The following is an 18356-nucleotide window of genomic DNA, read 5'->3' on the forward strand; positions in this document are numbered from 1 at the left end:
ATGGCGGGCAACGCGAAAACCGAGAGCGGCACCGAGGACGGTCCACTGGCGACACTGCGGGAGAAGGCGGCCAAGAACCCCGTCACCGAGCAGTTGCTGAACGCCTGCCAGGAGTACCTGCGGGCCAAGGCGGAGCGCCTGATGTCCACCGCGGGCAGCAAGCTCGGCGAAGCGTCCAAGCGCCTGGCGGAGAACGCCGAGAACGCCGGCGGCGGTTCGCTCGGTTCCCTGTTCGGCAGCAAGGGCAAGGGCGGTTCCGGCGGGAAGAAGGTCATCAACATCGTGGAGGACATCGATGTCGGTGTCCCGGTGCGCGAGGCATACGACCAGTGGACCGAGTACCAGAAGTTCAGCAGCTTCGCGAAGGGCGTGACGAGCGCGGACCGCGCCGACGACACGACTTCGAACTGGCGGTTCAAGGTGTTCTGGTCCAACCGGAGCATGAAGGCCACCACCACCGAGCAGGTGCCCGACGAGCGCATCGTGTGGACCACCGACGGCGCCAAGGGCACGATCAAGGGCGCGGTCACCTTCCACCCGATGGGCGAGAACCTGACCAAGATCCTGCTGGTGATCGAGTACTACCCGGCGGGCCTGTTCGAGAAGACCGGGAACCTCTGGCGCGCGCAGGGCCGTCGCACCCGGCTGGACCTCAAGCACTTCCGCCGGTTCGTGACGATGGCGGGTGAGGCGTCCGGCGAGGGCTGGCGCGGCGAGATCCGCAACGGCGAAGTGGTGCGCACCCACGAGGAAGCCCTTGACGCGGAAGAGGACGAGGACGAGGAACTTCCGGCCGAAGAAGACGAAGAGGACGAGCCCGAAGACGAGGAACAGCCTCGGCGGCGCACCAGGCAACCGGCCGGCAGCCGCTGACCCGGCGGTTCCTTCGGGAAGGACAGGTGCAGCCATGACCGAATCAGCCATGCCGGTCGGCCGCCCGGCGCCGGGCAGGACGCCCGCCCACGGTGGCGGCTCCTCCGGCGCGAACCTCGCCGACATCCTGGAACGGGTGCTGGACAAGGGAATCGTCATCGCGGGTGACATCCAGGTCAACCTGCTGGACATCGAGCTGCTGACGATCAAGCTGCGCCTGCTGGTGGCCTCGGTGGACAGGGCGAAGGAAATGGGCATCGACTGGTGGGAGCACGACCCTTCGCTGTCGTCGAAGCCCGCGAACGGTGAGCTCGCCGAGGAGAACCGCAGGCTGCGGGAGAAGGTCGCGCGACTGGAGGAGTCATGAGCACGGACCCGGCCGCCTGGTACTGCTACGCGGTGACCCGCCCGGCGGGAAAGGACGCGCTGGACGGAATCCACGGCCTGCGCGGCGAGCCGGTGCAGGCGGTCACCCACGGCGAGCTGACCGCGGTGGTCAGCTCGGTACCGGCGGCCGAATTCGGCGAGGAGTCCTTGCGTGCCGGCCTGGAAGACCTGGCCTGGCTGGAGGAGGTCGCCCGTGCGCACAACGACGTGGTGGACGGCGTGGCTCGGCGGGCCGTCACCCTGCCGTTGCGGCTGGCGACGATCTACCTGGACCGGCCGCGAGTTCAGGCCATGCTGCGCGAGCGCGGGCCACGGATCTCGGCGGCACTCGACCGGGTGGACGGAAGGGCCGAGTGGGGGGTGAAGGTTTACGCGGATCCCGCTGCGACGGCCACTCCCGCCGCCGGGGAAACCGGGACGCCGTCGGGCCGCTCGTATCTGCGGAAGAGACTGGCGGAGCGCCGTTCCCGGGACGACGCGTGGCGTGCGGTCACGGAGGCCGCCGAAGCGGTGGACCGGGAACTGGGCGCGCTGGCCGAGGACCGGCGCCGCCACCGCGCCCAGCACCCCGAACTCTCCGGTGTGCCTGGCCGGAACGTGCTCAACCTGGCCTACCTCGTGCCGGTGCCGCACGGAGACCGATTCCTCGCGCGGGTGGACGAGCTCCGCGGCACCGCTCACGGCTGCCGCATCGAGGTTACGGGACCGTGGGTGCCCTACTCGTTCGCGTTGCCGGAGGAGCCATGACCGCGGAGGTGGACGTCTGGTCCTCCGGTGACGGTCCATCCGCGGACCCGGAGATCGCGCTGGTCGACCTGCTGGACCGGCTGCTCGCCGGCGGGGTGGTGCTCACCGGGGACGTGACCCTGTCGATCGCCGGAGTCGACCTCGTGCACATCTCGTTGCGCGCACTGATCACGTCGGTGCGCGCGGACCGGCCTCCAGTTCCGGACGAGGGAAGGACACTCGGATGACCGAGCGCATCGACACGGACCGGGACACCGTGGAGCGCGACCTGATGAAGCTGGTGCTGACCATCGTCGAGCTGCTGCGCCAGCTGATGGAGCGCCAAGCGCTGCGCCGGGTCGACGAGGGAGACCTCACCGAGGACCAGGAGGAGCGGCTCGGCCTGACGCTGATGCTCCTGGAGGAGCGGCTGACCAGCCTGCGGGAACGCTACGGCCTCTCCGCCGCCGACCTGAACCTCGACCTCGGCCCGCTCGGCAGCCTGCTCCCCCGCTAGCCGGGCCGCCCGTGCCCGGTGCCGAAGATCTTGCGGTACAGGTCGGTGCCGTGGGCGGTGGGCGACGGCTCGCCGGGGCCGAGTCGGAAGGTGCGTTCGCCGTCGTCGCGGCGGGCGGCGCGGAGGAAGAGGCACCGGGCCGGGAACTCGGCCCGCATCCGGCGCGCGAGCTCGTACAGGTGCGTCACGAACACCACCCGCAGGCCGCTGTCGGTCAGCGCCAGGATGATCTCGGCCGCGATGTCCGAGCCCTCCCGCTCGTTCGTCGAGGTGAAGGACTCGTTGCAGAGCAGGAGCGCGCCCCGGCCGGCCTTGTCGGCGATCGTGCTCATCCTGGCCAGCTCCTCGTCGAGCTTGCCACTGGTCATCGAGGGGTCTTCTTCCCGTTTGTAGTGCGTGAAAACCCCGGTGACGGCCGACGCGGCGAACTCTTCGGCCGCCACGAACATGCCGGCCTGCATCATCAGCTGGGCGACGCCGACGCTGCGCAGGAAGGTGGACTTGCCGCCCTGATTGGGCCCACCGACCATGATCACGCCGCGGCCGTCCGCGTCGAGGTCACTGCCCACCACACGCCGGCGCAGCCGCAGGGCGAGACAGGGCTCGTACAGTCCCCGCGCGGAGAGCAGGTGCTCGTCCGGCGCGCCAGGTGCGGGCAAGCAGGTCGGCATCCCCAGTCCGGACAACGTTTCCGCGAGGTTGACGCAACCGAGGTAGAAGCCGAGTTCGTCGCGCAGGGCGAGGAAGAAGTCGCGGACGTGGTCGGCCGACTGCGCGGTCACGTTGGCGATCTCGTTCAGGGCGCGGCCGCGCAGCTCGGCCAGCGCGCGGTAGTCGTTCTCGTCTCGGCCGGTGACCGTGTAGCTGAGCTTGGACTTCTTCAGCGCCCGATGGCCGGCGGGGTTGCGGACCTTCCCCGGCGGCTCGCGCAGCACGAAGCCGACGGCCTTGTTCCCCTCCCCCAGCCCGGCGCGCACCACGATGCCCTGCTCGAAGCGCAGCTGTTCGAGCAGGGCATCCATCGTGCGGAGGTAGTCGTCGTCCAGTTCGGTGCGGATCGTCCGGAACAGCCGGGTGAACCCGGCCGAGCGGAACTCGCCGGCGTGCCGCTCGGCCAGCCGCCGCAGCCGGCGCAGGAAGTCGCCGAGCACCTCCAGCACCCGCACCGCCCGGTTCAGCAACGGCTCCGGACGGCCGGTGAAGGCGCTTCGGAGCAGTTTCCGCTCGGCCGCGATCGCCTGGCCGGCGAGCTCGAACAGTTCGCGCACGGCCGCGGGGTTGCGCAGGCAGTCGGCGAGCACCTGTTGGCGGTAGCCGATCTCGGCCGGATCGGTGAGCGCGTTCAGGGTCGCGGCACGGGCCAGCGAAAGCAGCAGCTCGTCCCCGCGGGCCATGTCCGCCCAGAGCGTGCCGAGTTCGAGGTCGCCGACCAGGTCCGCGGCGTTGGCCGGCTCCGGTGCGCCGGGGTCGAAGTCCCCGTCGGCGAACATCAGCCGCGGCCTCACCGGCGGATCCGTTCGACGAGCTGCTCGTAGGTCAGGCCGTGCTTCCTGGCGATCGCGATCGCGTACGCGTGCCCATCGGCCGGGCCTCGCACCAGCTTGTAGGTGCGGGTGGCGAGGCTGTCACCGGACACCGTGCTGACCATGCTCACCGTCTTGTCGCTGAGCCGGGACAGCTCGTCGATGAAGCTCACCCACAGGCACAGCGCGTCGAGTCCGGCTATCCGGCCGAGGATCGTCTCGCTGAGCGACCGGGCGTCCCGCAACGTGGTCGAGGTGAAGATCTCGTTCAGGATGAGCACGCTGTCCGGCGTGGCCAGCTCCATGATCTCGTGCAGCCGGCGCAGTTCCTCCTCCAGTTTCCCGGCGAGGGTGTCCAGGCTTTCCTCGCGCTCGTAGTGGGTGAGGATGCGGTCCGGCAGATACACCCGCACCTCGCTGCCGGGGACGGGACAGCCCAGCGCGGCCAGGTGGTGCAGCTGGCCGAAGGTGCGGGAGAGCGTCGTCTTGCCGCCCTGGTTGGGCCCGGAGACGACCAGGATGCGTTCGGCCCCGGTCAGGTGGAAGTCGTTCACCACGACGCGTTCGCCGCGCGCGGTCAGCGACGCCGCCATGGCGAGATCGAACGCTTCGCGCGCGGCGAACTCCTTGACCGCGGCCGAAACCGCCGGATAGCAGATGGCAAGGCCGGCCTCGCGCAGCGGCGCGAGATAGCTCAGGTAGCCGAGGTAGAACCGCAGCTCGCGGTCGAGCCGGACGACGGTGTCGGAGAGCAGGTCGCGGTGCTCGGCGTGGAACCCGGCGAGTTCGGCGAACAGGCCGGGATCCAGGCGCACCACCAGGTCCAGCACGCTCGACTCGACCTTGTCCATGCCCAGATCCGCGGCGAGATCCCTGCGGTAGTCCTGCCGCGCCGCTCCGCCGAACCGCTCGAAGGTCGCCCGCACCCGCTCGCCGAAGCCCGCGCCCTCGTCCGGGCCGCTGTTCGCGACGGTGATCGTGTCGTCGTGGAACCAGAGGTCGTAGCGGACCTCGCCGAGCCGGTCGCGCAGGCTCTTCGCCTGTTCGCGCGGCGACCGGAACTCAGCCGACCGCACGTGCTCGCCGAGGTCGTCGCGCACCGCCCGCAGACCGGGTGAGCCGATCTCGACGGCGGCGAGTTCCTCGGCGAACGCGGCCACCGCGTCGGCGTAACCGAGCACGATGGTGAGGAACCAGCGGTGCTTCTGCGGCGGGTGGCGCACCCCGTCCAGGAGGCGCAGCCGGCGCCGCACCGTGCGCATCGCGGTGGCGAACCGCTCGGCCACCGCGCGCACCTCGGCGTTCTCCAGATCGCGGAAGACCTGCTGACGGAACCCGACCAGCTCGGGGTCACGCAGCGGGTGGCGGAAGTACGGCGCGAGCGGCACGTCGGCGTTCGCCCGCACGATCGCGCCCGCCACCTGGTCGAGGTTCAAATCACGAAAATGATCCGGCTCCGCCGCCGTGTCGAGGTCGCCCGGCTGCCCGGCCCGGCCGAACAGGATGCTGCGGATGGCCACGCGTCCAGAGCATACCGATCACCGCCGCACAACGAGGCCGGTTACTGCTCCAGCGCCTCGTCCAGCTCCGCCAGCAACCGCGCCTTCGCCCTGGCGCCGACGATCGTCCGCACCACCACGCCATCGCGGAAGAGCATCAGGGTCGGCAGCGACATCACCTGGTAGTTCCGCGCGACCAGCGGGTTCTCGTCGTTGTTGAGCTTGCGGATGGCCAGCGAGCCGGCGCGTTCCTCGGCGATCTCCGCGAGCACCGGGGCGATCATGTGGCAGGGCGGGCACCACTGCGCCCAGAAGTCCACCAGGACGGGCTTGTCGTGCTGGAGGACTTCGCGCTCGAACGTCTCGTCCGTAACGGCGAGTACCGCGTTGGAAAGGCTGGTGGGTGACATCAGGACTCCTCGGTTTCGGTTACTTCGGGGAAGGTCCGGTCCGCCACGCTGCACGGTCCCGGCGGGCCGACCAGCGCGCCGGCCAGCTTGGCCAGCAGGCTCGCCCGCACCGAGTTGAGCCGGTCGAGGCAGGCGTCCACCTCCGCGAGCTTGCGCTGGTAGACCTCGATCGAATCGGCGCAGGAATCCCCCGTCTCGTGCCCGGCACGCAGGCATTCCACGAACGGCCTGGTGTCGTCGAGGCTGAGCCCGAAAGCCTGCAGGGTCAGGATCTCGTTGACGAGCCGGAAGTCCTCTTCGCCGTACTCCCGGTAGCCGTTCGCCGAGCGCCGCGCCTCGAGCAGCCCCTGTGACTCGTAGAACCGCAGCGCACGAGTCGTCGTTCCGGCACGCTGGGCGAGTTCACCGATTCGCATACTTTTGAGCGTAAACCTTGCCCTTTACGTCAAGGCAAGAATCGCTTCTCAGCAGCGCAGGAGGCCGGTTTGGACCCGAAGGACGACTTCGCGACGCTCGTCGAGCGGCATCGCGGGGAGCTGCGGGTGCACTGCTACCGGATGCTGGGCTCGTTCGAAGAGGCGGAGGACCTGGTGCAGGAGACCTTCCTGCGTGCCTGGAAGAACCTCGGCGGCTTCGAGGGCCGCTCCACGGTGCGGGCCTGGCTGTACCGGATCGCGACGAACGCGTGCCTCGACGCGCTCGACGGCAAGGCCCGCCGGGTGCTTCCGCAGCACCTGGCGCCCCCGGCCGGTCCCGGTGTCGGGCTGCCGCCGCGGACCGACATCGCCTGGCTGCAGCCCTTCCCGGACCGGTTGTGGGAGCCGGTCGCGCCGGGCGAGGCCGAGCCGGACGCGGCGGCGGTCGCCAGGGAGACGCTCGAACTGGCGTTCCTCGCCGCGATTCAGCATCTGCCGCCCCGGCAGCGGGCCGTGCTGATCCTGCGCGATGTGCTCGGCTGGCCGGCCAGGCAGACCGCGGACCTGCTGGACGGCAGCGTGGCCTCGGTGAACAGCGCGCTGCAACGGGCCAGGGTCACCTTGAAGGAGCGGCTGCCGGAACGCCGGCTGGACTGGGCGCCGTCGGCCGAGCCCACCGAGCGGGAACGGGCGGTGCTGCGCCGGTACATGGCCGCGATGGAACGCGCCGACCTCGGCACGATCGCGGAACTGCTGGCCGAGGACGTCCGTACCAGCATGCCGCCGTGGCCGATGTGGCTCCAGGGACGCGATGCCGTGGTGGCGGCGCTGACGATGAGCTGGGACGAAGGCTCCCCCGACTACGTGGGCCGGTTCCGGATGCGGCCGATCCGGGCCAACCACCAGCCCGCGGTAGCGACCTACGTGCGGCGCCGCGCCGACCCCGTCTACCGCGCCTTCGCGCTGTCCGTGCTGCGGATCGAGGACGACCGGATCGCGGAGATCACCGCCTTCCACGACACCGCCCTGTTCCCCGCGTTCGGCCTGGCTGCGGCACTACCCAGGGCGCACCGATGAGTTTTCCGGCGGCCCGCCGTCTCAAAGGGAGCCAGCACGGAAGATTCGACGGAGGTAGATCATGGCGAAGCTGCTGTACGCGGCCAGCATGTCCTTGGACGGGTTCATCGCCGGCCCTGGCGGTGACATGTCCTGGCTGAGCGAGCATCTCGGGCCCAATCCGACGATGGACGGGTTCGTGGAGAAGATCGGCGCCATCCTGGTCGGCAACCGCAGCTTCCGCGGCGACGACCCGCACCAGGGCGACCCGGAGTCGGAGGGCAAGGCGTTCGGCGGCGGCTGGGAGGGGCCGCAGTTCGTGCTCACCCACCACATTCCGGCGACCCCGGTGCCGGATGTCACCTTCGTCGGCGACCTCGGCAGCGGGGTCGCCGCCGCCAAGGCCGCCGCGGGCGACAAGTACGTCAACATCATCGGCGCCGACGTCGCCCGGCAGTGCCTTCAGGCGGACTTGCTCGACGAGGTCCTGGTGTGCGTCACGCCCGTCCTGCTCGGCGACGGCGTCCGGCTGCTCGATCTTCCCGGCGGGACCAACGTCAAGCTGGAAAGCCTTGGCGTGACCGAAGCGCCGGGGGCGGCGAACCTCTGGCTGCGGGTGGCCGGACGGGGCTAGCGGGGATCGGCGGCGCGCAGGGCGGGCGCCACGTGCGCGAGCGCTTCGCGCAGGACGTCGGCCAGCGAGCCGCGGGGGACGACGAGCAGGTCCGAACCGGACTCGCCGGGGCGCAGCCAGTGCGCGAGCGCGACGCGGGCGGCGGCGGACACCGCGGCCGCGAGCACCTTGGCCGCGAGGTCGTTTCCGCCTTCACCGCCTTCACCGCCAATGCGAGCGGAGATCGCGGACGCGAGCGGCTGCTCGATCGAGGCGACCGTCCGCACGAACTCGGTCCGCAGCCCCGGCGCGGAGGTGATCAGCATGAGCGCATCGCCGCCCGGTTCGTCATCCCCGGTGTACTGCGCGATCACCGCCTCGACCACGGCTTCGGCGAGCGGTTCGTCCTCGGGCCTGGCGCGCAGTGCGGCGGAGATCCGCAGCGCCCGCTCCGCGGCGACCGCGGCCACGATCGCCTGTTCCCGGCTGGAGAAGTAGTTGTTGTAGGTCCGCGGCGAGACGCCCGCGGCCTCGGCGATGTCGTCCACCCGCACGTTCTCCGGACCGCGCTCCATCGCGAGGCGCAACGCCGCCGCGCTGAGAGCCTCGCGGGTGGCGACCTTCTTGCGTTCGCGCAGCCCACCGCTGTCTTTCTCGTTCATGGCGCCAGCCTACCGGCCTAGTTGCGCGTACGCATATTTGCGTGCACGCACTTTTGTGTATGCTCTGGTTTGGCACTCGCGGTATGAGAGTGCCAACTCGGGTGATCGGCGCCGGTGTGGACCTCCGGTCCGGCCGTTGCGGGCGCCGGCGCCGATCACCTTCCGCACGCGAGGAGAGGACCACAGGCAATGGCGAAGATGATCACTTTCGACGAGGAGGCCCGTCGCGGGCTCGAGCGCGGCATGAACACCCTCGCCGACGCGGTCAAGGTGACCCTCGGCCCGCGCGGCCGCAACGTCGTCCTGGAGAAGAAGTGGGGCGCGCCGACCATCACCAACGACGGCGTCTCCATCGCCAAGGAGATCGAGCTGGAGGACCCGTGGGAACGGATCGGGGCCGAGCTCGTCAAGGAGGTGGCCAAGAAGACCGACGATGTCGCCGGCGACGGCACCACCACGGCCACCGTGCTGGCACAGGCACTGGTCCGCGAAGGGCTGCGCAACGTCGCCGCCGGGGCGAACCCGATGGCGCTCAAGCGCGGGATCGAAAAGGCCGTCGAGGCCGTCTCGCAGCGACTGCTCAAGACCGCCAAGGAGGTCGAGACCAAGGAGCAGATCGCCGCCACCGCCTCGATCTCCGCCGCCGACCCGGCGATCGGCGACCTGATCGCCGAGGCGATGGACAAGGTCGGCAAGGAGGGCGTGATCACGGTCGAGGAGAGCCAGACCTTCGGCCTGGAGCTCGAGCTGACCGAAGGCATGCGGTTCGACAAGGGCTATCTGGCACCGCATTTCGTCACCGACAGCGAACGGATGGAGACCGTTTTCGACGATCCGTACCTGCTGTTCGTCTCGTCGAAGATCGCCACGATCAAGGATCTGCTGCCGGTGCTGGAAAAGGTCATGCAGGCGGCAAGGCCGCTGGTGATCGTCGCGGAGGACGTCGAAGGCGAGGCGCTGGCCACCCTGATCGTCAACAAGCTCAAGGGCACCTTCAAGTCCGTCGCGGTGAAGGCGCCCGGCTTCGGCGACCGCCGCGAGGCGATGCTCGCGGACATGGCCGTGCTCACCGGTGGGGAGGTCGTGTCCGAGAAGGTGGGCCTGAAGCTGGAGAACGCGGACCTGCCGATGCTGGGCAGTGCCCGCAAGGTCGTGGTGACCAAGGACGAGACGACCATTGTGGACGGTGGCGGTGACGCCGGGGAGATCGCCGGCCGGGTCGCCCAGATCCGCACCGAGATCGGCCGCAGCGACTCCGACTACGACCGCGAGAAACTCCAGGAGCGCCTGGCGAAACTGTCCGGTGGCGTCGCGGTGATCAAGGCAGGGGCGGCCACCGAGGTCGAGCTCAAGGAACGCAAGCACCGCATCGAAGACGCCGTCCGCAACGCCAAGGCCGCCGTCGAGGATGGCATCGTCGCCGGCGGTGGCGTGGCGCTGATCCAGGCCGGCGCCGGCCTGTTCGACGGCCTCGGCCTTGCCGGCGACGAGGCCACCGGCGCGAACATCGTCAGGGTCGCGGTGGAGGCGCCGCTCAAGCAGATCGCCGTCAACGCCGGGCTCGAAGGCGGCGTCGTCGCGGAGAAGGTCGCCGGCCTGCCGGACGGCCACGGCCTCGATGCCGCGACCGGGCAGTACACCGACCTGATCGAGGCCGGGATCATCGACCCGGCCAAGGTCACCCGGTCGGCCCTGCAGAACGCGGCCTCCATCGCCGCCCTGTTCCTCACCACCGAGGCCGTCGTCGCCGACAAGCCGGAGCGCAACCCTGCTCCGTCCGGCGACCCGGCCGGCGGCATGGGCGGCATGGGCGGCATGGATTTCTGAGCCGGCCGACGCCTTCGGTGCGACCTCGGCACCGAAGGCGTCCTCCCGCGCTGGCGAAGATCATGTCCCGCGGGCGCGCCAGCGACCGAACCCGCCTTCGGTGTCGATGAGCTGACCGGTGATCCAGGACGCCTCGTCGGTGACGAGCCAGGCGATCAGCCGTGCGGGATCATCCGGGACGCCGTAGCGACCGAACGGGAACATGGGCGCGACGGTCCGCCACATGTCGTCGGTGAGGTAGCCGGTGTCGACGGGACCGGGGTTGACGGTGTTGACCCGGATACCGCGGTCGGCGAGCTGATCGGCGATCGTGACGGTGACGCCGGCGATGGCTGCCTTCGCGGCGGCGTAGGCGACTTCGCCGGGCATCGGTCCCTTGCCTTGGCCCGAGGTCAGGAACACGATCGATCCGAGCATGCCGTCTTCGTGGCAGGCGGCGAACGCCTGTGCCAGCAGGATCGAGGCTCGGGCATCGACGGCCCAGTGCCGATCCAGTTCGGTGGCTGTCAGTTCCCCGATGGCACCGTCGGAGCCGGTGAGCGCCTGGTTGCACACCAGCGCACCCACCTGCCCGAACTCGGCGACCGCTGCCTCGACGACCTGCTCGGGCGCACCGGGTTCGGTGAGGTCGGCATGGAGATCCGCGACGCGCGCGTCACCGACGAGGTGATCGCGGACGCCGTCGAGCACGGCCGAGAGGTCGTCACCTCCCCACTCCTGCTCCCGATCGTGCGGTACGAAGTGGTGGCAGAACACGCTCGCCCCATAGGCGGCCAGCCGGCACGCTGCGGCGAAACCGATCCCGGCCCGGCGACTCACGCCGGTCACCACGACGGACTTGCCTCGTAGCGGCAGCGGATCGCGCGCCAACGCGTCCGAGACATCAGCAGGCATGCGCTCCAGTAGAACAGACCTGCGGGCCCGTTTCGCCGTGCCGGCCTGGCGAGCTGATCGGGTCAGCTGCTGGTCAGGTCGCGCAGCAGGTGGGCCACGGCGATGTCACCGGTGATCGTCACCGCGTCCAGCGGAAGGCGGTTCCAAAGCACGAGATACAGGTCGGCCGCAGTGCCTTCGTAGACGCAGTCGGCCGCGCCCGCCTCGGTGCGTTCGGCGCGGGGCTGGCCGTCGGAAAGGTGCAGAGTCCAGGTCGCCTCCGGCACGTCAGTGGCACGAAAGCGCAAGGTTTTCGGGGATTCGACGCGGAGCACGCTGGCCGCGCCCGGGTAGAAGCCGGCGAGCAGTTCGTCGATACCGTCGGCCGCGAAGGCGGGCCGCAACGAGGAAAGCTGGCCACCGCGCGCGATCTCCGCGTCCACCCGGTGCACCGCGGTCTCGTGCGCCTGCCGGCGCGTCCAGAACGCCACCGGCGAGGAAGCGGGCAGGAACGTCCAGCAGGCCAGGTCCGGCGGCGCCGAACTCAGCGTTTCGACCAGGCGGCCGTGCCCCTCCCGGAACCAGGGCACGAGCGCGTCATCGCTCAGTTCCGGTGCTTCGGGCAGTCCCACCGGCTGTTGCCCGCCCTCGGCCACGAACGCGGTGGCCCAGCGGTGCACCGAGCCCAGATGTATGACGAGGTCCCGCATCAGCCACCCCGGGCAGGTGGCGACCGGGGCGGCCGCGTCTGCCCGTTCGGCGGCGGCCGCGAACAGCCGTCCCTCCTGTCCTACCGTTTCGACGAACTCGGCGATCCGCACGCTTCGACTGTGCCAGCGGCGCGGCCGCCGCACCCGGTTTTGCGCTGAGAGCGATCAAAGTCCTTGTCAGAGCGGACGATCTGGCCGACGGGTGTCCCGTGCGACGCGGAAGTGCGCGTTGACCGCTGGCAGATAGGACAACGCCACCCCGAGCACCAGCGCGGCCAGTTGCACGCCGCCGAGCACCGCGTAGGTGACGGCCAGGTCGTCGGAGTTGTCCGGGTCGAGCGCGTCGAGGATCACGAACACCTCGACCACCGCGCACAGCGAACCGAGCACGGTCAGCGTGACCCTCGCCCACTGCCTGCCGAACCGGAACCAGCGCACCAGCGCGGCCCAGGCCGGAACCAGGCACAGCACCAAGCTGGTCTGCAACGCGGTGACCGTATCCCCGCCGGTGACCCAATCCTCCCAGCCACGGCCGTCGCTGGGCAGGTTGTGCACGAACCCGACCGCCAACTGGCCGGCGACCGCGGCGATCCCGGCGGCCCACACCCAGCCGGGCAGGCCCGCCGCTCCGGCCCGCGGCGCGTCCACGTCGTACCCGGCGAAATACGCACGGGCGGACCGCGTGTAGGCCGCGACTCCGGCCACCACCACGCAGATCGCGCGCGCCACCTCCAGCAGCGCAGCGATCGGGACCACGGCCGAGGTCGTGACCTCGCCGGACAGGATGGTCAGGTCGACGACCAGCGCCCACACGAAGTACACCGCGAGGCCGGTGAGCAGCAGCCTGGCCGCCGGCCTGCCCCTGCCGAACTGAAAGATCGTCCATCCGATCCCGGCCAGCATGAGGACAAGGCCGGGCACCGAGCCACCCACGTCGGCGGACCGGCCGTTGTCCCCGGCCACCGTGAGGCTCAGCAGGGCGATCAGCACGGTCAGTGTGGCGGCGGCGACCCACAACCCGAACGCGGAGCGGACCGGGCCTGGCTCCTCGTCATCGTCAAGGTGCGCCGAGCGCTGCAGTTCGGTCATGCCGGGAGGCTAAGTCCGCCCGTCAGGGAGGGGTCCCGAATGGCGAACTCGCCGTGCACCAACGTTCGACTCGCCCAGGCCGAACGTGGGACTCGCCAAGGCGGGCCGCGCGCACCCGCGAGTCCCACGTTCGCGCACCGCGAGTCCCGCGTTGGCGTGGGGCGAGTTCTACGTTCGCGACTGAGCACTTTCCGGGCTACTTTCTTCCTATGGCCAAAGATTCCGCGGTGGAGCTCGAGGTCGGCGAGCGCACGGTGCGCGTGTCCAGTCCGGACCGGGTCTACTTCCCGGCCCGCGGCGAGACCAAACTCGACCTCGTCCGGTACTACCTGTCGGTCGGCGACGGCATCGTGCGCGCGCTGCGCGAGCGGCCGTGCATGATGCACCGCTTCCCCACCGGGGTGAGCGGCGAGAAGGTGCACCAGAAGCGCGTGCCGGGCGGGGCGCCGCCCTGGCTGGAAACCGTCCGGGTGGACTTCCCGTCCGGTCGCAGCGCCGACGAGCTGTGCGTCACCGAGCCGGCCGCGGTCGCATGGGCGGTGCAGATGTCCACCGTGGAGTTCCATCCGTGGAACTCCCGGCGCTCCGACACCGAACGCCCGGACGAGTGGCGGATCGACCTGGACCCGATGCCCGAATGCGGGTTCGACAAGGTGCGCCGGGCCGCCCACCTCGTGCACGAAGTGCTCGACGAGCTGGGCGCGGTCGGCTGGCCGAAGACCTCCGGCGGCGACGGCCTGCACGTCTACGTCCGGATCGAGCCGCGGTGGGGCTTCGCCGAGGTCCGCCGCGCCGCGCTGGCCTTCGCCAGGGAGGTCGAGCGCCGCGCACCGAAGGACATCACGACCACCTGGTGGCGCAAGGACCGGGACCCGACGACGCTGTTCGTCGACTACAACCAGAACGCCAGGGACCACACCATCGCCAGCGCCTACTCGGTGCGCGGGGTGCCGGAGGCGACCGTTTCCACCCCGATCACCTGGGCCGAGGTCGACGACGTCGAACCCCGCGAGTGCACCATCGCCACCGTGCCGGCCCGCTTCGCCGAACTGGGCGACCTGCACGAAGGCATCGACGACGCGGTGTACTCCTTGGACACCCTGCTGGAGTGGGCGGACCGCGACGGCCTCGACTGAGCCAGCTAGCGAGCGGCCAGCCCTGCCCGCCGCTTGGTCCAGATGTCGTAGGCCACGGCCGCCAGCAGCACCAGGCCCTTGACCAGCATCACCTGCTCGCTCAGTGCCCCGATCAGCGACATCCCGTTGTTGATCACCGCCATGATCAGCCCGCCGGTGATCGCGCCGACGACCTTGCCCACGCCGCCCTGCACCGCCGCTCCCCCGATGAACGCGGCCGCGATGGCGTCCAGCTCGAAGTTGGTGCCCGCGGTCGGCCCGGCCTGGTTGAGCCGCCCGGCGAAGATGATCCCGGCGAGCGCGGAGAGCACGCCCATGTTGACGAAGATCCAGAACGTCACCGACTTGACCTTGACCCCGGACAGCGTCGCCGCCTGGAGGTTCCCGCCAACCGCGTAGATGTGCCTGCCGAAGACCGCCCGCGTGGTCACCAGCGAGTAGGCGAGCACCAGCGCGGTGAGCAGGACCAGCACCCAGGGCAGGTTCCGGAACCGCGCCAGCTGCACGACCACGGCCAGCACGATCACCCCGGCGCCGCCGATCTTGAGCAGGAACACCGGCATCGGGTCGACCACCTGGTGGTAGCTCAGCCGTGCCGAGCGCTTGCGCCACTGGCTGCCGGCCAGCCAGGCCACCGCCGCGCAGCCGACCAGCAGGGTGAGCAGGTCGGCGCCGCCGAGCGGGCCGAGGCCGATGTTGCCGAGATAGCCTTCGACGAACCCGTTCGACAGGGTCCGGATCGCGTCCGGGAACGGGCCGATGCCCTGGTTTCCCAGCACGGTCAGGGTCAGCGCGCGGAAGGCGAGCATGCCGGCCAGCGTCACGATGAACGCCGGGATGCCGAAGTACGCCACCCAGTAGCCCTGCCAGGCCCCGATGGCCGCGCCCACCGCCAGCGTGATCAGCAACGCCAGCGGCCACGGCAGGCCGAAGTCCACCGTCAGCACCGCGGAGACGGCCCCGGTCATCGCCACCACCGAGCCGACGGACAGGTCGATGTGCCCGGCGATGATCACCAGGATCATGCCGATCGCGAGGATCAGCACGTAGGAGTTCTGCACGATGATGTTCGAGATGTTCTGCGGTTCCAGCAGCGCGCCGCCGGTGAGCACCTCGAACAGCACGACGATCAGGGCGAACGCGACGTAGATCCCGCTCTGCCTCGGGTTGAAGGACAGCCGCCGAGCCGGCTCGGTCGCCTCCCCCGCCGCGGGCGAGGTGGCCGGCGCGCCGGTGTCCGTGGGTGCGGTGGACATGGTGCGTTACTCCTGTTCCTTCGTCATGCAGTGCATGAGCCGTTCCTGGGTGGCCTCCGCGCGATCGAGCTCACCGGTGATCCGGCCGCCGGAAAGGGCGTAGATGCGGTCGCACAGGCCGAGCAGCTCGGGCAGCTCCGAGGAGATGACGAGCACCGCCTTGCCCTCGTCCGCCAGCCGGTTGATGATCGAGTAGATCTCGTACTTCGCGCCCACGTCGATGCCGCGGGTTGGCTCGTCCAGGATCAGCACGTCCGGATTGGTGAAGATCCACTTCGACAGCACGACCTTCTGCTGGTTCCCGCCGCTGAGCTTGCCGGTCACGCTGGACACGCTGGGCGCCTTGATGTTCATCCGCTGCCGGAACCCGTCGGCGACGCGGTACTCCTCGTGCTCGTGCACCCAGCCCCGGCGGGCCAGCTTGCGCAGGCCGGCCGCGGAAACGTTGCGCTTGATGTCCTCGATCAGGTTGAGCCCGTAGCGCTTGCGGTCCTCGGTGGCGTACGCGATCCCGTGCCCGATCGCCTCGCCCACCGTCCGCGCCCGGATCTCCTTGCCGTCCTTGAAGATCCGGCCGGAGATGTCCTTGCCGTAGGACCGGCCGAACACGCTCATCGCCAGCTCGGTCCGGCCGGCGCCCATCAGCCCGGCGAGACCGACGATCTCACCGCGCCGCAGGCTGAGGTGCGCGCCGTCCACCACCACCCGCCCGTGCCGGGTGGGGCTGTGCACGGTCCAGTCCTCGATCCGCAGCACCTCTTCGCCGATCTTCGGCTCGTGCGGCGGGAACCGGTGCTCCAGGTCCCTGCCGACCATGCCGGAGATGATGCGGTCCTCGGTCACCCCGCCCACCGTCAGGTCCAGCGTCTCGATGGTCCGGCCGTCGCGCAGGATGGTGAGCGAGTCCGCGACCGCGGCCACCTCGTTCAGCTTGTGCGAGATGATCACCGAGGTGACCCCGTCGTCGCGCAGGCCGCGCAGCAGGTCGAGCAGGTGCGCCGAGTCCTCGTCGTTGAGCGCGGCGGTCGGCTCGTCCAGTATCAGCAGACTGACCTCTTTGGACAGTGCCTTGGCGATCTCGACGAGCTGCTGCTTGCCGACGCCGAGCTCGAGCACCTGCGTGACCGGGTTCGCGTCCAGGCCGACCCGGCGGAGCAGCCCGGCCGCCTCGTGGTTGGTGCGGTCCCAGTCCACCAGCCCGCGGGCGGCCCGCTCGTTGCCGAGGAAGATGTTCTCCGCGATGGACAGCTGCTCGCACAGCGCCAGCTCCTGGTGGATGATCACGATGCCGCGTCGCTCGCTGTCCCGGATCGTGCCGAACTCGCACGCCTCGCCGTCGACGAAGATCTCCCCGTCGTAGCTGCCGTGCGGGTGGACCCCGGACAGCACCTTCATCAGGGTCGACTTGCCCGCGCCGTTCTCCCCGCAGATGGCGTGGATCTCGCCGCGCCGCACCGAAAGGTTGACGTCCTGCAGGGCCCTGACCCCGGGGAAGGTCTTGGTGATCCCCCGCATGCGCAGGATGGCATCGGTCACTTCAGCTGCTCCGGGGTGTAGTAGCCGGTGTCCAGCAGTTCTTTCTGGTAGTTGTCCTTGCCCACGATGACCGGCTGGAGCAGGTAGGACGGCACGACCTTCTCGCCGTTGTCGTAGTCCGTGGTGTTGTTGACCTCCGGCTGCGCGCCGCGCAGCGCCGCGTCGGCCATCTTGACCGTGACGGCCGCGAGCTGCCGGGTGTCCTTGTGCACGGTGGAGTACTGCTCGCCGGCGATGATGGACTTCACCGAGGCGACCTCCGCGTCCTGCCCGGTGACCACCGGGTACGGCTCGGCGACCCCGTAGCCGTTGCTCTTCAACGCCGACAGGATGCCGATCGACAGGCCGTCGTAGGGCGAAAGGACACCCTGGACCTTCGCGCCGCCGTAGGTCTTGGTGAGCAGGTCCTCCATCCGCCGCTGCGCGGTCGCCGGGTCCCAGCGCAGGATCGCAACCGTGCCGAAGTCCAGCTGGCCGCTCCGGACCACCAGCTTGCCGCTGTCCAGGTACGGCTTGAGCACGGACATCGCGCCGTTGAAGACGTAGGGGGCGTTGTTGTCGTCGGGAGAACCGGCGAACAGCTCGATGTTGAACGGCCCCTGCGCGTCACCGTCGGTGCCGTCCGCCTTCTTCAGCCCCAGCCCGGTCAGCAGCGAGGTCGCCTGCTGCACACCGACCTTGAAGTTGTCGAAGGTGGCGTAGTAACCGACGTTCGGGCTGTTGCGGATGAGCCGGTCGTAGGCGATCACCGGGATCTTGCGGTCCGCCGCCTCCTGCAGCTGGGTGGTGAGCGCGGTGCCGTCGATGGAGGCGACCACCAACAGCTTGGCGCCCTTGGTGATCTGGTTCTCGATCTGGTTCACCTGGGTGGGGATGTCGTTCTCGGCGTACTGCAGGTCGACCTGGTAGCCGAGTTGCTCCAGCGCCGCCTTGATGTTGTTGCCGTCGTGGATCCACCGTTCGGAGGACTTCGTCGGCATGGTGACCCCGACCATGCCGCCCGCGTTGTCCCCCGGCTCGGCGGCCTGCTCACTGGTCTTGGTGCTCGAACCGCACGCGGTCATCGCCGCGCCCAGCGCGACTATCCCGGCCGCCGCGGCCAGTCTGCTGAACCTCATTGTTCACACTCCTTGTCTGATTTAAAAGTCGGGTTGTTCATGCCATGCCCGCACGCAGATCCCGCACTCACCCGCAGTCGGCGGCCACGAGCCCCCCTTCGCAAGCTCAGGGCGGCCCCCGTCCACCGA

20 protein-coding genes are annotated in these 18356 nt (G+C 69.9%); 9 read left to right on the plus strand and 11 right to left on the minus strand.

Annotated elements, in window-relative coordinates; all coding sequences use genetic code 11:
• Genes AMYNI_RS0141790 through AMYNI_RS0141810 form a run of 5 tightly spaced genes read left to right on the plus strand, consistent with a single transcriptional unit; the run spans window position 1 to window position 2503 of the window.
• Window positions 1-873 carry an SRPBCC family protein gene (locus AMYNI_RS0141790; protein WP_020674109.1) on the plus strand — a complete coding sequence of 291 codons (873 nt, stop codon included), beginning with the start codon at window positions 1-3 and terminating at the stop codon, window positions 871-873.
• Window positions 874-922: 49 nt separating this feature from the next.
• Window positions 923-1240, plus strand: a complete 318-nt coding sequence (locus tag AMYNI_RS0141795; protein ID WP_020674110.1) for a gas vesicle protein — start codon at window positions 923-925, stop codon at window positions 1238-1240.
• Window positions 1237-2007, plus strand: a complete 771-nt coding sequence (locus tag AMYNI_RS0141800) for a GvpL/GvpF family gas vesicle protein (protein WP_020674111.1) — start codon at window positions 1237-1239, stop codon at window positions 2005-2007. The genes AMYNI_RS0141795 and AMYNI_RS0141800 overlap by 4 nt, the downstream gene beginning before the upstream one ends.
• Window positions 2004-2234: a gas vesicle protein gene (locus tag AMYNI_RS0141805; protein WP_020674112.1), complete on the plus strand. Its 231-nt coding sequence runs from the start codon at window positions 2004-2006 to the stop codon at window positions 2232-2234. The genes AMYNI_RS0141800 and AMYNI_RS0141805 overlap by 4 nt, the downstream gene beginning before the upstream one ends.
• Window positions 2231-2503 carry a gas vesicle protein K gene (locus tag AMYNI_RS0141810; protein WP_020674113.1) on the plus strand — a complete coding sequence of 91 codons (273 nt, stop codon included), beginning with the start codon at window positions 2231-2233 and terminating at the stop codon, window positions 2501-2503. Before AMYNI_RS0141805 ends, AMYNI_RS0141810 begins: the two co-directional genes overlap by 4 nt.
• Here AMYNI_RS0141810 and AMYNI_RS0141815 read toward each other — a convergent pair.
• From AMYNI_RS0141815 to AMYNI_RS0141830, 4 genes are read right to left on the minus strand one after another with little or no spacing between them, the layout of a single operon-like run.
• Window positions 2500-4008 carry a MutS-related protein gene (locus tag AMYNI_RS0141815; protein ID WP_020674114.1) on the minus strand — a complete coding sequence of 503 codons (1509 nt, stop codon included), beginning with the start codon at window positions 4006-4008 and terminating at the stop codon, window positions 2500-2502. The genes AMYNI_RS0141810 and AMYNI_RS0141815 overlap by 4 nt on opposite strands.
• Complete coding sequence (locus tag AMYNI_RS0141820; protein ID WP_020674115.1) at window positions 4005-5546, minus strand: MutS-related protein; 1542 nt, start codon at window positions 5544-5546, stop codon at window positions 4005-4007. The genes AMYNI_RS0141815 and AMYNI_RS0141820 overlap by 4 nt, the downstream gene beginning before the upstream one ends.
• Before the next feature lie 41 nt (window positions 5547-5587).
• The gene (trxA, locus tag AMYNI_RS0141825) at window positions 5588-5935 is read right to left on the minus strand and encodes a thioredoxin (protein ID WP_020674116.1); all 348 of its coding nucleotides are present in this window, start codon (window positions 5933-5935) and stop codon (window positions 5588-5590) included.
• Entirely contained in the window at window positions 5935-6351 is a 417-nt protein-coding gene (locus AMYNI_RS0141830) for a MerR family transcriptional regulator (protein WP_020674117.1), read from the minus strand. The genes trxA and AMYNI_RS0141830 overlap by 1 nt, the downstream gene beginning before the upstream one ends.
• Between AMYNI_RS0141830 and AMYNI_RS46815 the strand changes: the two genes are divergently transcribed.
• Window positions 6328-7428, plus strand: a complete 1101-nt coding sequence (locus AMYNI_RS46815) for a sigma-70 family RNA polymerase sigma factor (protein WP_084628609.1) — start codon at window positions 6328-6330, stop codon at window positions 7426-7428. The genes AMYNI_RS0141830 and AMYNI_RS46815 overlap by 24 nt on opposite strands.
• A gap of 61 nt (window positions 7429-7489) precedes the next feature.
• Window positions 7490-8041 (plus strand): dihydrofolate reductase family protein, encoded by a 552-nt coding sequence (locus tag AMYNI_RS0141840; RefSeq protein WP_020674119.1) that lies wholly within the window; start codon window positions 7490-7492, stop codon window positions 8039-8041.
• Here AMYNI_RS0141840 and AMYNI_RS0141845 read toward each other — a convergent pair.
• Entirely contained in the window at window positions 8038-8682 is a 645-nt protein-coding gene (locus tag AMYNI_RS0141845; RefSeq protein ID WP_020674120.1) for a TetR/AcrR family transcriptional regulator, read from the minus strand. The genes AMYNI_RS0141840 and AMYNI_RS0141845 overlap by 4 nt on opposite strands.
• A gap of 189 nt (window positions 8683-8871) precedes the next feature.
• On the opposite strand from AMYNI_RS0141845, the gene groL reads away from it, so the two are divergent.
• Window positions 8872-10509 carry a chaperonin GroEL gene (gene groL, locus AMYNI_RS0141850; protein WP_020674121.1) on the plus strand — a complete coding sequence of 546 codons (1638 nt, stop codon included), beginning with the start codon at window positions 8872-8874 and terminating at the stop codon, window positions 10507-10509.
• A 60-nt stretch (window positions 10510-10569) separates the two neighbouring features.
• Here groL and AMYNI_RS0141855 read toward each other — a convergent pair whose 3' ends face one another.
• The 3 genes from AMYNI_RS0141855 to AMYNI_RS0141865 all read right to left on the minus strand — a co-directional run bounded on the left by AMYNI_RS0141855 (window position 10570) and on the right by AMYNI_RS0141865 (window position 13181).
• Window positions 10570-11403 (minus strand): SDR family oxidoreductase, encoded by an 834-nt coding sequence (locus AMYNI_RS0141855; RefSeq protein WP_026361589.1) that lies wholly within the window; start codon window positions 11401-11403, stop codon window positions 10570-10572.
• Between the two features lie 62 nt (window positions 11404-11465).
• Window positions 11466-12203, minus strand: a complete 738-nt coding sequence (locus AMYNI_RS0141860) for a maleylpyruvate isomerase family mycothiol-dependent enzyme (RefSeq protein WP_020674123.1) — start codon at window positions 12201-12203, stop codon at window positions 11466-11468.
• Window positions 12204-12269: 66 nt separating this feature from the next.
• Window positions 12270-13181, minus strand: coding sequence for a hypothetical protein (locus AMYNI_RS0141865; RefSeq protein WP_020674124.1), 912 nt, complete (start codon window positions 13179-13181; stop codon window positions 12270-12272).
• A gap of 209 nt (window positions 13182-13390) precedes the next feature.
• Between AMYNI_RS0141865 and ligD the strand changes: the two genes are divergently transcribed.
• Window positions 13391-14317: a non-homologous end-joining DNA ligase gene (gene ligD / locus AMYNI_RS0141870; RefSeq protein ID WP_020674125.1), complete on the plus strand. Its 927-nt coding sequence runs from the start codon at window positions 13391-13393 to the stop codon at window positions 14315-14317.
• Between the two features lie 5 nt (window positions 14318-14322).
• On the opposite strand, the gene mmsB is transcribed toward ligD, so the two are convergent.
• Genes mmsB through chvE form a run of 3 tightly spaced genes read right to left on the minus strand, consistent with a single transcriptional unit; the run spans window position 14323 to window position 18227 of the window.
• The gene (gene mmsB, locus AMYNI_RS0141875; RefSeq protein ID WP_020674126.1) at window positions 14323-15573 is read right to left on the minus strand and encodes a multiple monosaccharide ABC transporter permease; all 1251 of its coding nucleotides are present in this window, start codon (window positions 15571-15573) and stop codon (window positions 14323-14325) included.
• A gap of 6 nt (window positions 15574-15579) precedes the next feature.
• The gene (mmsA, locus tag AMYNI_RS0141880) at window positions 15580-17109 is read right to left on the minus strand and encodes a multiple monosaccharide ABC transporter ATP-binding protein (RefSeq protein ID WP_020674127.1); all 1530 of its coding nucleotides are present in this window, start codon (window positions 17107-17109) and stop codon (window positions 15580-15582) included.
• Window positions 17106-18227 carry a multiple monosaccharide ABC transporter substrate-binding protein gene (gene chvE, locus AMYNI_RS0141885; protein ID WP_020674128.1) on the minus strand — a complete coding sequence of 374 codons (1122 nt, stop codon included), beginning with the start codon at window positions 18225-18227 and terminating at the stop codon, window positions 17106-17108. Before chvE ends, mmsA begins: the two co-directional genes overlap by 4 nt.
• Between the last annotated feature and the right edge of the window lie 129 nt (window positions 18228-18356).

The sequence above is a fragment of the Amycolatopsis nigrescens CSC17Ta-90 genome, assembly GCF_000384315.1.
Taxonomy (GTDB): Bacteria; Actinomycetota; Actinomycetes; order Mycobacteriales; family Pseudonocardiaceae; genus Amycolatopsis; species Amycolatopsis nigrescens.

What these genes read in the sequence shown, in the direction of transcription:
- AMYNI_RS0141845 (WP_020674120.1), bottom strand. Translation starts at nt 8,682, where the DNA reads ATGAACGAGAAAGACAGCGGTGGGCTGCGCGAACGCAAGAAGGTCGCC.
- mmsB (WP_020674126.1), bottom strand. Translation starts at nt 15,573, where the DNA reads ATGTCCACCGCACCCACGGACACCGGCGCGCCGGCCACCTCGCCCGCG.
- AMYNI_RS0141795 (WP_020674110.1), top strand. Translation starts at nt 923, where the DNA reads ATGCCGGTCGGCCGCCCGGCGCCGGGCAGGACGCCCGCCCACGGTGGC.
- AMYNI_RS0141810 (WP_020674113.1), top strand. Translation starts at nt 2,231, where the DNA reads ATGACCGAGCGCATCGACACGGACCGGGACACCGTGGAGCGCGACCTG.
- groL (WP_020674121.1), top strand. Translation starts at nt 8,872, where the DNA reads ATGGCGAAGATGATCACTTTCGACGAGGAGGCCCGTCGCGGGCTCGAG.
- AMYNI_RS0141800 (WP_020674111.1), top strand. Translation starts at nt 1,237, where the DNA reads ATGAGCACGGACCCGGCCGCCTGGTACTGCTACGCGGTGACCCGCCCG.
- AMYNI_RS0141805 (WP_020674112.1), top strand. Translation starts at nt 2,004, where the DNA reads ATGACCGCGGAGGTGGACGTCTGGTCCTCCGGTGACGGTCCATCCGCG.
- AMYNI_RS0141840 (WP_020674119.1), top strand. Translation starts at nt 7,490, where the DNA reads ATGGCGAAGCTGCTGTACGCGGCCAGCATGTCCTTGGACGGGTTCATC.
- AMYNI_RS0141790 (WP_020674109.1), top strand. Translation starts at nt 1, where the DNA reads ATGGCGGGCAACGCGAAAACCGAGAGCGGCACCGAGGACGGTCCACTG.
- ligD (WP_020674125.1), top strand. Translation starts at nt 13,391, where the DNA reads ATGGCCAAAGATTCCGCGGTGGAGCTCGAGGTCGGCGAGCGCACGGTG.
- AMYNI_RS0141855 (WP_026361589.1), bottom strand. Translation starts at nt 11,403, where the DNA reads ATGCCTGCTGATGTCTCGGACGCGTTGGCGCGCGATCCGCTGCCGCTA.
- chvE (WP_020674128.1), bottom strand. Translation starts at nt 18,227, where the DNA reads ATGAGGTTCAGCAGACTGGCCGCGGCGGCCGGGATAGTCGCGCTGGGC.
- AMYNI_RS0141865 (WP_020674124.1), bottom strand. Translation starts at nt 13,181, where the DNA reads ATGACCGAACTGCAGCGCTCGGCGCACCTTGACGATGACGAGGAGCCA.
- AMYNI_RS0141830 (WP_020674117.1), bottom strand. Translation starts at nt 6,351, where the DNA reads ATGCGAATCGGTGAACTCGCCCAGCGTGCCGGAACGACGACTCGTGCG.
- trxA (WP_020674116.1), bottom strand. Translation starts at nt 5,935, where the DNA reads ATGTCACCCACCAGCCTTTCCAACGCGGTACTCGCCGTTACGGACGAG.